9 protein-coding genes are annotated in these 12,790 nt (G+C 73.7%); 6 read left to right on the top strand and 3 right to left on the bottom strand.

Annotated features, from left to right (window positions below):
• Position 1: 1 nt before the first annotated feature.
• The 3 genes from QBL25_RS05890 to QBL25_RS05880 all read left to right on the top strand — a co-directional run bounded on the left by QBL25_RS05890 (position 2) and on the right by QBL25_RS05880 (position 2,623).
• Complete coding sequence (locus QBL25_RS05890) at positions 2-1,168, top strand: thiolase domain-containing protein (RefSeq protein ID WP_409062563.1); 1,167 nt, start codon at positions 2-4, stop codon at positions 1,166-1,168.
• 107 nt (positions 1,169-1,275) lie between these two features.
• Positions 1,276-1,539: a DUF397 domain-containing protein gene (locus QBL25_RS05885; protein ID WP_409055914.1), complete on the top strand. Its 264-nt coding sequence runs from the start codon at positions 1,276-1,278 to the stop codon at positions 1,537-1,539.
• Between the two features lie 169 nt (positions 1,540-1,708).
• The gene (locus QBL25_RS05880; RefSeq protein ID WP_409055913.1) at positions 1,709-2,623 is read left to right on the top strand and encodes a universal stress protein; all 915 of its coding nucleotides are present in this window, start codon (positions 1,709-1,711) and stop codon (positions 2,621-2,623) included.
• Between the two features lie 33 nt (positions 2,624-2,656).
• On the opposite strand, the gene QBL25_RS05875 is transcribed toward QBL25_RS05880, so the two are convergent.
• Positions 2,657-3,388 carry a leucine-rich repeat domain-containing protein gene (locus QBL25_RS05875; protein WP_409055912.1) on the bottom strand — a complete coding sequence of 244 codons (732 nt, stop codon included), beginning with the start codon at positions 3,386-3,388 and terminating at the stop codon, positions 2,657-2,659.
• Between the two features lie 159 nt (positions 3,389-3,547).
• Between QBL25_RS05875 and QBL25_RS05870 the strand changes: the two genes are divergently transcribed.
• The 3 genes from QBL25_RS05870 (at position 3,548) to QBL25_RS05860 (ending at position 9,516) form a co-directional block, all read left to right on the top strand.
• Positions 3,548-6,439 carry an ATP-binding protein gene (locus QBL25_RS05870; RefSeq protein WP_409055911.1) on the top strand — a complete coding sequence of 964 codons (2,892 nt, stop codon included), beginning with the start codon at positions 3,548-3,550 and terminating at the stop codon, positions 6,437-6,439.
• A gap of 96 nt (positions 6,440-6,535) precedes the next feature.
• Entirely contained in the window at positions 6,536-7,036 is a 501-nt protein-coding gene (locus QBL25_RS05865) for a hypothetical protein (protein ID WP_409055910.1), read from the top strand.
• Between the two features lie 251 nt (positions 7,037-7,287).
• A complete protein-coding gene (locus QBL25_RS05860; protein WP_409055909.1) occupies positions 7,288-9,516 on the top strand; it encodes a glycosyl hydrolase family 95 catalytic domain-containing protein in 2,229 nt (742 codons plus the stop codon).
• Positions 9,517-9,602: 86 nt separating this feature from the next.
• Here the strand turns inward: QBL25_RS05860 and QBL25_RS05855 are convergent, their stop codons facing one another.
• Entirely contained in the window at positions 9,603-11,612 is a 2,010-nt protein-coding gene (locus QBL25_RS05855; RefSeq protein WP_409055908.1) for an N-acetylmuramoyl-L-alanine amidase, read from the bottom strand.
• A 295-nt stretch (positions 11,613-11,907) separates the two neighbouring features.
• Positions 11,908-12,744, bottom strand: coding sequence for an alpha/beta hydrolase (locus tag QBL25_RS05850; RefSeq protein ID WP_409055907.1), 837 nt, complete (start codon positions 12,742-12,744; stop codon positions 11,908-11,910).
• Between the last annotated feature and the right edge of the window lie 46 nt (positions 12,745-12,790).

Genomic DNA, 12,790 nt, shown 5'->3' with positions numbered 1-12,790 from the left:
GGTGGGCAAGGAGCCCGTGGCCGTCGTCGGGATCGGCCAGACCAAGCACGTCGCCGCCCGGCAGGACGTCTCGATCGCCGGCCTGGTCCGGGAGGCCGCCCAGCAGGCCCTGACCGACGCCGAGTTGACGTGGGCCGACATCGACGCCGTGGTCATCGGCAAGGCGCCGGACTTCTTCGAGGGCGTCATGATGCCCGAGCTGTACCTGGCCGACGCGCTGGGCGCCGTGGGCAAACCGATGCTGCGCGTGCACACGGCGGGCTCCGTCGGCGGCTCCACGGCCCTGGTCGCCGCGAACCTCGTCGCGGGCCGCGTCCACGGCACCGTGCTGACCCTCGCCTTCGAAAAGCAGTCGGAATCCAACGCGATGTGGGGGCTCTCGCTGCCCATCCCCTTCCAGCAGCCGCTCCTCGCGGGCGCGGGCGGCTTCTTCGCCCCGCACGTACGCGCCTACATGCGGCGCACCGGCGCCCCCGACACGGTCGGCTCGCTCGTCGCCTACAAGGACCGTCGCAACGCCCTGAAGAACCCCTACGCCCACCTGCACGAACACGACATCACCCTGGAGAAGGTCCAGGCGTCGCCGATGCTCTGGGACCCGATCCGCTACTCCGAGACCTGCCCCTCCTCCGACGGGGCCTGCGCGATGATCCTCACCGACCGGGCGGGCGCGGCCCGTTCGCCCCGGCCGCCCGCCTGGATGCACGGCGGCGCGATGCGCAGCGAGCCGACCCTGCACGCGGGCAAGGACTTCGTCTCCCCGCAGGCGGGCAAGGACTGCGCGGCCGACGTCTACCGGCAGGCGGGGGTCACGGACCCGCGGCGCGAGATCGACGCCGTGGAGATGTACGTGCCGTTCTCCTGGTACGAGCCGATGTGGCTGGAGAACCTGGGCTTCGCCGCGGAGGGCGAGGGCTGGAAGCTGACCGAGTCGGGCGTGACGGAGCTGGACGGGGATCTGCCCGTCAACATGTCGGGCGGGGTGCTCTCCACCAATCCCATCGGCGCCTCGGGCATGATCCGCTTCGCCGAAGCGGCACTTCAGGTGCGCGGCCAGGCCGGCGAGCACCAGATCGACGGGGCCCGCAGGGCGCTCGGACACGCCTACGGAGGCGGTTCGCAGTTCTTCTCCATGTGGCTGGTCGGCGCGGAGCGGCCCAGCACGTGACGGGTGCGCCGGACCGGACGGGCGGGCGTCCTCCTTCCGCGGCCTGTCCGGCGCCGGAACCGAAAGCTAGGCTGGCGGGCGGACGACGCATCGGGAGGAGCACGGACGTGGCCGAAGGCACCATTCAGCAGCATCCGCTCGCAGGTCAGCAGCGCCCGCTCACGGGCTGGGACAAGCCGGAGCTCGACCTCAGCACAGCGGACTGGCAATCGAGCAGCGACGGGCGGGGTGATGTGGAGATCGCCTTCGTCGAGGGCTTCATCGCGATGCGCAACGCCGGCCGTCCCGAGAGCCCGTCCCTCATCTTCACCCCGGCGGAGTGGGGAGCGTTCGTGCACGGCGCGCGAGCGGGGGAGTTCGACCTGACGTAGGCCGTGCGGGGCGTTGTGGCCCCTCGTCTCCGGCTGTCGCGACCGTTCGCGGCGCGGACCGTGCTGACCTGGTGACCGTGGTCTGCGCCGACCGGCCCGCCTCCTGGCGGAGGCTGGGACCGGAGGCGGAGACGGTCGACCTTGGCCTTGCGCCGGAGACGAGGAAGCCATGAGTGACGCATCGCCCGTCCGGTCCGCCCCGGCCGGCGAGGAACCCGTGGTCGTGGCCGTCGACGGGTCGGCCGGCAGCGACCACGCCCTGGAATGGGCGCTGTCCGCGGCCCGGCTGAGGAACGCGCCGCTGCGGGTCGTGCACGTGCGCCAGTACGCGATGCCGCTGGCCGACGGTCCGTACATGCCGGCCATCGACCACCGCACGGACGCCGACCCGGTGGCCGACCGGGTGCGCGGCGCCCTGGAGGGGCGGCCGGATCTGCCGCCGCTGACCGTCGAGGTCGTGGAGGGCACCCCGGGCCGGGACATCCCGCGGCTCGGCGACGGGGCGCGGCTGCTGGTCCTCGGCTCGCGCGGGCGCGGCGGTTTCACCAGCCTGCTGCTCGGCTCGAACGGCCTTGCGGCCGCGCGGGACGCCCTGTGCCCCGTGGTCGTGGTGCGGCCGGACGAGGAGCCCGCGGCGCAGGCGCCGCCGCGCGTGGTGCTGGGGCTCGACGCGCTCTCCCCGCACGAGACCACGATCGGCTTCGCCTTCGCGGAGGCGGAGCTGCGGGGCGCGGCGCTCCGGGTGGTCTGCGCCTATCCCGGGCCCGTCCTGGTCTACACGGCCACCGGTGACTTCGTGACCTCGGCGGAGGCGGACGCGGCGTCCGCCGCCCGGTACACGGAGTTGGCGGGCGAGCAGCTGGCCCCCTTCCAGCAGCGCCATCCGCAGGTGCGTGTCGAGAGGGACGTCCTGCCGGGGGATGCCGCCGGGCTGCTGGTGGAGGCGTCGCGGGCGGCGGACCTGGTGGTGGTGGGCAGGCACAAGCACCGCAAGGCGCTGGGCCGCCTGATGGGCTCGGTGACCAACGCGGTGCTGCTGCACGCCAAGGGCGCGGTGGCCGTCGTGCCCCCGGATCCCCGCTAGCACCCCGCAGCCGCACGACCCGGCGGCCTCGCCTCACCGCAGCACCACGCACCCCTTTTCCTCCAGTCCGCGCAGCAGCCCCTGCGGCACGGTGACCTCGTTCCAGCGCAGGTCGAGCTTCTCCAGCGAGGGCAGGTCGCCGATCCAGGGCGGCAGAGCGCGCAGGCGGTTGGACCGCAGGTCGAGCCGGCGCAGCATCGGCAGTTCCCGCAGGGCCGGCGGCACCACCGCGAACGCGTTCTCGCGCAGCTCCAGTTCACGCAGTGCGCCCAGGCGGGCGAGCGACGCGGGCAGCGACGTGAGGCGGTTGCCGCGCAGCCACAGTTCGCGCAGCGACCTCAGGCCGCCGAGCGACGCGGGGAGCGACGTCAGCTGGTTGTGCTGGGCGCGCAGCTCCACCAGGGCGCCGAGCGATCCCAAGGTGTCGGGCAGCGCCGTCAGCCGGTTCTCGCCCACGTTGAGGTAGGCCAGCCGCTTCAGGTCGCCCAGGGAGTCCGGCAGTGACGTGAGGCGGTTGTCGTGGACGTAGAGGAAGCGGCTCAGGGCCGTGAGGCCGCCCAGCTCCGGGGGCAGCTCCGTCAGGCGGTTGTGCCCCAGGTCCAGCGTGTGCAGCGAGGTCAGGGTGCCGATCCGCGCCGGAAGCCGGGTGAGCGCGTTGTCCGGCAGGAGCAGTACCTCCAGGCCCGGCGTGCGCCACACCTCCTCGGGCACGTCACCGAGACCGGCGTGCCAGTAATCGAGCACGTTTGCGGCGGTGGCCGTCACATGGGGTCCTTTCGTCCGGAGCGGCTGCACCCGTCGCCGCCGCACCGCTGTGGCCGAACCGGCTCCCGGCGGGCCCCGCGGGCGTAACCTGAAGGGCCGGTAGGCCACGGCACGCGCCGCGGGAGGTGCTCGGCGCCGCACCGTGGCGGGGGGTGTCCCATGGTGCATCACGTCACCCACGGAAAGCGGCTCCTTCTGGAGCGCGAGAGTGAACTCGGCTTGGTGGACGAGGCGTTGAGCGAGCTGTGTGATCTGTCGAGGGACGGATCGGAGCCCGCCGACCGGCCTCGGGGCGCCCTCATCGCCTTCGCCGGGCCCGCGGGCCTCGGCAAGACCTCGCTGCTTGCCGAGGCGCGGCGCCGCGCCGTCGCCAAGGGCTGCACCGTGGCACCGGCCCGAGGCGGCGACCAGGAGCAGCGGGTCGCCTTCCACGTGGCACGGCAGCTGGTGCAGCCGCTGCTCGCCTCCGTCTCCGACGCGGAACTGCGGGACGTCCTGGGCAGTTGGTACGCGATCGTGGGGCCCGCCCTCGGCCTGTGCGCACCGCCGGACGGCGCGCCGCCCGACCCCCAGGGGCTGCGGGACGGTCTCGACTGGGTGCTCACCCATCTCGCCGTGCAGCGCGCTCCCCTGGTGGTCGTGATCGACGACGCGCACTGGGCGGACGCCGAGTCCCTGAGCTGGCTCACCGCCTTCGCGCCCCGCGCCGAGGCCCTGCCGCTGCTGCTCTTCGTCGCCTACCGTCCCGAGGAACTGCCCGCACACGCCGCTGAGTTCAGAGGCCTGCCCGGACGGGCCGGACAGCGGCCGATCGGGCTCGAACCGCTCAGCGCCACCGCCGTCGCCCGTCTCGTGCGCGACACGCTCGGCGCCCGCGCCGACGACGCGTTCTGCCGCGAGTGCTGGGCGGTCACCGCGGGCAATCCGTTCGAGGCCGTGGAGCTGACCGCGAAGGTGCGCGACCGCGGGCTGACCCCGGACGAGGCCGGCGCGCGTCTGCTGCGTGACCTCGCCGCCGCCGTGAAGGGCAACGGCCTCGTCGCCGGCCTGGAGCGGCTGGGCACCTCCACCGTCCGGTTCGCCTGGGCCTGCGCCGTCCTGGGCACCTCGATCTCCCCGGCGCTCGCCGCGGCCGTCGCGGGCATCGGCGAGCGGGAGTCCGCCGACTGCGCCGACCGGCTGCGCGGGGCCCGCGTCCTGACCGGCGCCGACGTCCTGGAGTTCGTGCACCCGCTGATCGCCACCGCGGTCTACCGCGCCATCCCCGCCGGCGTGCGCGTCGCCCTGCACGGCCAGGCCGCCTGGGCCGTGGTCAACGCCGGGCTCGGGGCGCCCGCCGCCGCACGCCATCTCCTGGAGGTCCACCCCGACGGCGACACGTGGGTCGTGCAGCAGCTGCGGGCCGCCGCCCGCGAGACCGTCCGCGCCGGCGCCCCGGACGCCGCCCGCCGCTATCTCGCCCGCGCCCTGCGCGAGCCCCCGCCCTGGGAGGACCGGGCGGCCGTCCTGTACGAACTGGGCTGCGCCTCCCTCCTGACCGAACCGGCGACGACCGTCAACCACCTGCGTGCCGCGCTCGAAGAGCCCATCACCGACCCCGCCCTGCGCCAGGGCATCGTCTACCGCCTCTCCCAGGTCCTGGCCCACTCCGACCGCCTGGGCGAGGCCTCCGACACCCTGGCCCGCGAGGTCCGCCTGACCACCGAGCCGCGCGTGCGGATCCGGATGCGGGCCGAGCAGTTCATGTGGGACGCCTTCCGGGCCGACGAACCGGACTCGCCGGCCCGCTCGCGGCGCCTTGCCCGCCTGGCCGACCGGCTGCCGGGCCGCGATCTCACCGAGCGGTACGTCATCGGGCTGCGGGCCTGGGACGCCATGCTGCGCGCCGAACCCGCCGCGACCGCCGTGCGGCACGCCGAGCGCGCCCTGGTCGGCGGCCTGGGCTGGGCCGAGGAGGACCGGGGCTTCGAGGTGCCGGTCCTGGTCGCCCTCACCTTCCTGTACGCCGACCGGCCCGGGCGCGCCGAGGAACTGTTCGCCGCCGGGATCTCCGATTTCGAGCGCCAGGGCTGGCGCGGCGCCCATCTGTCGTTCGCGTACACCCTTCTCGGGTATGTGCGCTTCCGGCGCGGGCGCCTGGCCGAGGCCGAGGACTTCGTGCGCGCCGGGCTGCGGATCGCCGAGCGGGTCGGCTCGGGGACGCCCGCCCACTGGTACGCCGTCGGCATCCTCGTGGAGATCCTGCTGGCCAGGGGCCGTGTCGCCGAGGCCACGCGCACCGCCGACGCGTACGGCTTCGGGGAGCCGTTCCCCGCGGCCGTCGTCTTCCCCGACGCGCAGGCCGTGCACGGCGAACTGCTCCTGGCCCGCGGCCTCGCCAAGGACGCGGCGGCCGAACTCGCCGCCGCGGGCCGCCGCCTCGACCCGCGGGGCATGCGCAACCCCGCCTGGTGCCCCTGGCAGCTCCACCTCGCGCTCGCCGAGGCCGACGACGCCCCCGAGCGCGCGCTCGCCACCGCGTACGAGGCCGTCCGGCGCGCCCGCAGGTTCGCCACCGCCTCGGCGGTCGGGCAGGCGCTGCGGATCACCGCGGGCGTCGCGTCGGGCTCCGCGCGCGTCAAGCTCCTGGAGGAGTCCGTCGGCCACCTGGAGCGGTCACCCGCCGCGTACGAACTGGCCTGTGCGCTGGTCGCCCTGGGCGGTGAACTGCGCCGCGCGGGCCGCCCCAAGGATGCCGCCGACCCTCTGTACCGCGGTCTGGAGGCAGCCGTCCTGTGCGGCGCCGACGGCCTGGTCGGGCAGGCCCGCGACGAGCTCGCGGCGGCCGGACTGCGCCCCCGCCTGCTGCACGGCACCGAGACCGACACCCTCACGGCACGCGAGCGCACCGCCGCCGCGCTCACCGTCCGCGGCGCGTCCGCCGCCCGCATCGCCGAGGAGCTGCACACCGACGAGCCGGCCGTCGTCCGGCTGCTGTCCGCCGTGTACCGGAAAGTGGGAACGGACCGCTCCGGTCTTGCCGCCGCACTCGCGCCCCACCACCCCCGCTGACCTCGCCCCGAACACCGCCCCCACCCCGTCGCCGCCCCGCGCGGGCCGGCGCCGCCCCCGCGCCGAGAAGCACCGCGGGCCACGTACCATTGGCGCATGTCCTTCCTCCGCCGCCGCAGCTCCGCCACTCCCGCTGGCCCGGACTTCGATGTCCTCGCCATGGACCCGGGTGACTGGCCCGGCAACCTCGGCGCGGGCCTGCTGCCCGCCCCCGACGGCAGCTGCCAGGGCGTCTTCCTGCGCTACGACCTCTTCGGCGGGCGCGGCCCCGCGATGATCATCGGCAATCTGCCCGAAGGCTCCCCGGCGCGCGAGACGGCCGACGACGAGGTGCCCTTCGAGGTGGCCCAGCTGCTCCAGGCGCTGGAGAACGACGAGGAGGTCACCGTCGTCACCACCGAGGACATGCCGGTGATGCAGGGCGACAACCTCCTCATCGTGCGCCGCCTCAAGCTCTCCGAAAGCCGTATCTCCTGCGTGCAGTTCGACCGCAGCGACGGCGTCCTGGTCACGATCGCCGCCTGGGACCGGCCGATCACCGACGATCTGTACGCCCTCCTGAAGCCGCTGCCCGCGGAGCTCTTCCAGCAGGGCTGACCCAGCCCGCGCGGGACACGGACCGCCTGCCCACCCCTTCTGCCGGAGGGGTGGGTTTTGTCATGTGCCTTGCCAGGCCAGTCATCGGACTTTTAACGTGACCGGTCATGACTCCCGGGATCTCGCGAAGAACCACGATGAAGTCCGCCGTAGGTGTGTCTGCCGCTCTGGCGGCGGGCGTGGGGACACCCGCCGACACCGCGATCGCAGCCGAGGGCCGACAAGGCGGGCGCGATACATCCGATGAATCCGTGCTCTGGTATGCGAAACCCGCCGAGGACTGGGAGCGCGAGGCCCTCCCCGTCGGCAACGGCGCACTCGGCGCCATGATCTTCGGCACCCTCGCCTCCGAGCGGCTCCAATTCAACGAGAAGACCCTGTGGACCGGCGGCCCCGGCTCCCGCGAGGGCTACGACCACGGCAACTGGCGCACGCCCCGGCCCGGCGCCCTCGACGCCGTGCGCGAGCAGCTGGACGAGCAGGGCGCCCTCGCGCCCAACGCCGTGGCGGCCGACCTCGGCCAGTCCCGCCGCGGCTACGGCGCCCACCAGACCTTCGGCGACCTGCACCTGGACCTGCCGGGCGCCCCGGACGCGCCCGACGCCACCTACCGCCGCGCCCTCGATCTGCGTACGGGCCTGGCGACCGTCACGTACACCCACCAAAAGGCGCGCCACCAGCGGGAGTTCTTCGTCTCCCACCCCGACGGCGTGCTCGTGGGGCGGCTCTCCGCCGACCGCCCCGCGAGCGTCACCTGCACCCTGCGCCACACCTCGCCCCGCGCCGACTTCACCGCCAAGGCCGCCGACGACCGGATCGCCGTACGCGGCGAACTCGCCGACAACGGCCTCAGGTTCGAGGCGCAGCTGCGCGTCGCGCACCGGGGCGGCACCCGCACGGCGAACGCGGACGGCAGCATCACCGTCACCGGGGCCGATCACCTCTGGTTCGTCCTCGCCGCCGGGACCGACTACGCCGACACCTACCCCCACTACCGCGGGGACGACCCGCACGCGCGCGTCACCCGTACCGTCGACCGGGCACTCGCCCGCGGCCATGGCGACCTGCGCGCACGCCATCTGCGCGACCACGGCGGCCTGTTCGACCGTGTCGCCCTCGACATCGGCCAGGGCGCCCCGGCCGACATACCCACCGACCAGCTGCTCAAGGGCTACGGGACGGGAGCGCACGCGGCCGACCGGGCCCTCGAAGCCCTGTTCTTCCAGTACGGGCGCTACCTCCTCATCGCCTCCTCCCGGCCCGGCTCGCTGCCCGCGAACCTCCAGGGCGTGTGGAACAACAGCACCTCCCCGCCCTGGTCGGCCGACTACCACACCAACATCAACCTCCAGATGAACTACTGGCCGGCCGAGGCCGCCAACCTCGCCGAGACCACCGCCCCCTACGACCGCTTCGTCCAGGCGCTGCGCGCGCCCGGCCGGCGGACGGCCAAGGAGATGTTCGGCTCCCGGGGCTGGGTGGTGCACAACGAGACCAACCCCTACGGCTTCACCGGCGTCCACGACTGGTCCACCGCCTTCTGGTTCCCCGAGGCCGCCGCCTGGCTCACCGCGCAGCTCTACGAGCACTACCGCTTCGGCGGCTCCACGGAGTACCTGCGCACCACCGCCTATCCGGTGATGAAGGAGGCCGCCGAGTTCTGGCTCGACAACCTGCGCACCGACCCCCGCGACGGCACCCTCGTCGTCACCCCCAGCTACTCGCCCGAGCACGGCGACTTCACCGCGGGCGACTCCATGGCCCAGCAGATCGTCCACGACCTGCTCACCAACACCCTGGAAGCCGCCCGCGTGCTCGGTGACCCGCCCGCCTTCCGCGCCGAGCTTGAGCGGACGCTCGCCGCGCTCGACCCGGGCCTGCGCGTCGGCTCCTGGGGCCAGCTCCAGGAGTGGAAGGCCGACCTGGACTCCCGGTCCGACGACCACCGCCACGTCTCCCACCTCTACGCCCTGCACCCCGGACGCCAGATCCGGCCGGGCGGCGCGTGGGCCGAGGCCGCGAAGGTCTCGCTCACCGCGCGCGGCGACGGCGGCACGGGCTGGTCCAAGGCGTGGAAGATCAACTTCTGGGCGCGGCTGCGCGACGGCGACCACGCGCACAAGATGCTCGGCGAACAGCTCAGGTCCTCCACGCTGCCGAACCTCTGGGACACCCACCCGCCGTTCCAGATCGACGGCAACTTCGGGGCGACCGCGGGCATCGTGGAGATGCTTCTGCAGAGCCAGTTCGACGTCATCGAGGTGCTGCCCGCGCTGCCCGCGGACTGGCCCGAGGGATCCGTGCGCGGCCTGCGGGCCCGTGGCGGGGCAGGCGTCGACGTCGAGTGGTCGGGCGGCCGGGCCACACGCATCGTGCTCACCGCCTCGCGCACCCGCGAACTCACCGTGCGCAGCAGCCTGTTGCCGGGCGGCGAGCAGACCTTCAAGGCGCGGGCCGGGCAGCGGTACGTCTTCGACTGAGCCGCCGCCCGCGCGCCGGTGCGCGCGCTCACACGGCGGGGCCGGGCCCGCTCCCGCGCGGACCCGGCCCCGCCGTCCCGACGGCTCTAGGAGCCCGAGCGCACCACCTTCACGTCGGCAGCCCTGACGTACGCCACGCGGTGCCCGAACTGGATCTCGTAGTACGTGTCCTTGCCGCGCACCACCTTGTGCGGGGCCGTGTCGAACGTCGGCGCGTAGAAGTACTCGCCCGGCACCTTGTCGCCGATCGCGTACTTCTGTCCCGCGAGGAGCTTGTACGGCAGCGGGGTGACCGGCTGCACCGGGACGCCCGCCGGGTAGGCCTCCTTCTCCGGGTAGGCGCGCCCGTACACCGGGATGTCCTTGGCGTCGCCCTTCGGCGTCACCACGAGCCCCTTCGCGTCGACGGCGGTGGGCTGCTTCTTCGGGTTCTTGAACCAGGCCTTCTGGCCCAGGTACCAGACGGCGGTCCAGTCGCCCTCGCGGTCGGCGACCGCGTACTGCTGGCCGGTGGACAGGCGCGCGCCGGTGTCGTTCACCCCGGTCGTCGAGTCGCCGCCGCCGGGCCGCAGCCCGATGTCCTTGACGAGCGGCGCGTCGTCGCGCGGCTCGGTGTGGACGCGCACCGCTGCCGAGCCGTGCACCGGGCACTTCTCGCCCGCCTTGGCGCAGCCCGTGTACTCCGGCCGGTTCTTGGCGTAGTCCGGGGCCACCGTCACCAGGCCGCCGTCCGGGCCGGCCGTGCGCGTGAACGGCCTGCCCAGCAGCGTGAAGTAGTGCTGCCAGTCCCAGTACGGGCCGGGGTCGGTGTGCATGCCCGCGATCGTCGACGGCAGGGTGCCCGGGACGTTGTCGTGGCCGATGATGTGCTGGCGGTCCAGCGGGATGTCGTACTTCTTCGCCAGGTACTTCACCAGGCGCGCCGACGAGCGGTACATCGCCTCCGTGTACCAGGTGTCGGGCGCGGTCAGGAAGCCCTCGTGCTCCAGGCCGATCGACTTGGAGTTCACGTACCAGTTGCCCGCGTGCCAGGCGACGTCCTTGGCCTTCACGTGCTGGGCGATGTGCCCGTCGGTGGAGCGCAGGGTGTACTGCCAGGAGACGTACGTGGGGTCCTGCACCATGTTGAGGACGCCTTCCCAGCGGCCCTCGGTGTCATGGACGACGATCGTGTCGATGCTCTGGCTCCTCGGCCGGTTCCCCAGGTCGTGGTTGCCGTAGTCGTCGTTGCCGTTCGGGTCCTTGAACTCCTCGTAGGGCGCCGGGATCCACTCGCACGACACGGTCGAGGGGCACTCGGTCTCGCCCTTCGGCGCCTTGCGCAGTCCCATGCCCCGCACCTGCGCGGCATCCGGCTCGAGTCCGCCGACCGCCGCCAGGGACACGTGCTGCCCGGAGTCGGTGGTGCGCTCCTGGCCGTCGTGGATGACGGCGAAGACGTCGTTGGCGTAGGTCGCCGCGGTGGCCTGGTCGTCGGCTCCCGAGAAGCGGGCGATCGCGCCGTACCAGTCGGCGGGGTCGTCGCTCAGCGGCTTGCCGAGCTTCTTCTGCGCGGCGGCCAGCAGGGCGGCTCCGCCGCGTACGTTGGCGGCTGGGTCGGTGCGCAGCCGCTCGGCGGGCTGGCCGCTCAGGGCGGCGGCGCGGGGCAGCGTCTTGAGCCGGGCGGGCAGTTCGGCGTTCTCCGGCACCTTGGCCGTGAACTCCGCCGGCTTGAGAACACCCCGCGACTCGTCGCCGCGCGGGTCCTCCGCGCCCTCGCTGTGGTGCGGGGCGCCGGCGACGGCGGTGCGCGCGTCGGTGAGGTGCATGGGGCCGTACCCGCCGGTCACGCTCGGCGCGCCGCCGTGCGCGTCCCAGCGGGACTGGAGATAGGACACTCCGAGCAGCACGCTCTGCGGCACGCGGTATTCGGTGGCGGCGGCCGCGAAGGCCTCCTGGAGCGCGTCCGAAGGCGCCGGGGCGGAGGAGCCCGGCGACGGGGCGGACGGGGCGGCACCGAGCAGCGGAAGCAGCAGACCGGCGGAGACAAGGGCGCCCGCGGTCCTGACGGCGCGTCTGCGCGCGGCAGGGGTGCGGGCGGTGGCGGATCCTCGCAATGCAGCCTCCTGGGACGGTGAAGCGTGATGGGGCGTGCGGGGCCGGGCGTGCGTCAGTGGTACCGGCTCGCCGACGATCCGTCAATCATGCCCAGGAGACGGAATTTCCCACGTCAGCGCCGGTCCCGGCGGGTTTCGCCCCGGGAGGCCGCACGGCCTGCGGCGCGTCAGTGGATTGGACCAATGAGCAGCACGAACACCGCGCCGGACACCGGCGCGGTCCGCCGCGGCACCACAGGTCCGGTCCACCTGTTCGGGGGATGGGCGGGGCAGGGAGTGCCTGCGCGCCGCGGCCTCACACGAAGCGGCGCACGAAGGCCAGGGCCGTGTCGGCGACCTCCTGCCAGCGTCGGTCGATCGTCAGGGCGTGGTCGCGGCCGGCCATCTCCGTGATCTCGGTGACGCCGGAGTTCTCCCGCTGCTTCTTGTACGCGCCGTTGGCGAGCGCCCAGGGCACGGCGTTGTCCTTCTCGCCGGAGATGATCAGGAGGGGGCCGCGCCGGGGATTGCGGCAGTCGACCTTCAGTTCCGAGCGCGGGTTGAGGTTGGCGGTGGCCGCCTGGAACGGCGGGGCGCACGGCGCCGGGACCGCGTACGTGTCGTAGAGCTCCCTGGCCTCGCGCTCGCTGACGGCGTTGGCGTACGCGTAGCGGAACTGGGGGAAGGTCAGGGGGCGGGCGCGCTTGCGGTTGGCCGGGTTGGCGATGATCGGGCGCAGGGAGCGCAGCGTCGACAGGGGCACCGCGAGGACACCGCGGAAGGGCACCGGGTCGATCGCGACGGAGACGGCGGACAGGCCGCGTCCGGCGAGGATCTGGGTGAGCAGTCCGCCGACGGAGTGCCCGACGACGGCCGGTTTGCGCTCCAGGCGGTCGATCAGCCCGGCCAGGTGACCGGCGATCTGTCCGACGGTCTTGCCCGCGAGCGCTTCGGGGTGCTGCCTGGCCTCGGCGACCGTGTCCGCGTCGCCGGGCCAGGACAGGGCCACGGGCGCGTATCCGGCGGCCTCGAAGTGGGCCGCCCAGTGGTCCCAGCTGCCGGGCAGCATCCACAGACCGTGCACGAAGACGACCGGAACACGCTCGGGGGCGGCGTTGGCGCGGTCGATCTGCCGGGTGTCATTGAGGGACATGTCCAGAAGTTACGGGCGGAAGTGCCCCCGCGGTATGGGGGCGGTG

It is taken from the genome of Streptomyces sp. SYP-A7185 (assembly GCF_046103685.1).
In the GTDB taxonomy this organism is placed as follows: domain Bacteria; phylum Actinomycetota; class Actinomycetes; order Streptomycetales; family Streptomycetaceae; genus Streptomyces.
This window is presented reverse-complemented; position numbering and strand designations above follow the sequence as displayed.

Bases quoted from the DNA above. Each gene is read 5' to 3' on its own strand.
- QBL25_RS05880 (WP_409055913.1), top strand. From the start codon at position 1,709: ATGAGTGACGCATCGCCCGTCCGGTCCGCCCCGGCCGGCGAGGAACCC.
- QBL25_RS05870 (WP_409055911.1), top strand. From the start codon at position 3,548: ATGGTGCATCACGTCACCCACGGAAAGCGGCTCCTTCTGGAGCGCGAG.
- QBL25_RS05865 (WP_409055910.1), top strand. From the start codon at position 6,536: ATGTCCTTCCTCCGCCGCCGCAGCTCCGCCACTCCCGCTGGCCCGGAC.
- QBL25_RS05850 (WP_409055907.1), bottom strand. From the start codon at position 12,744: ATGTCCCTCAATGACACCCGGCAGATCGACCGCGCCAACGCCGCCCCC.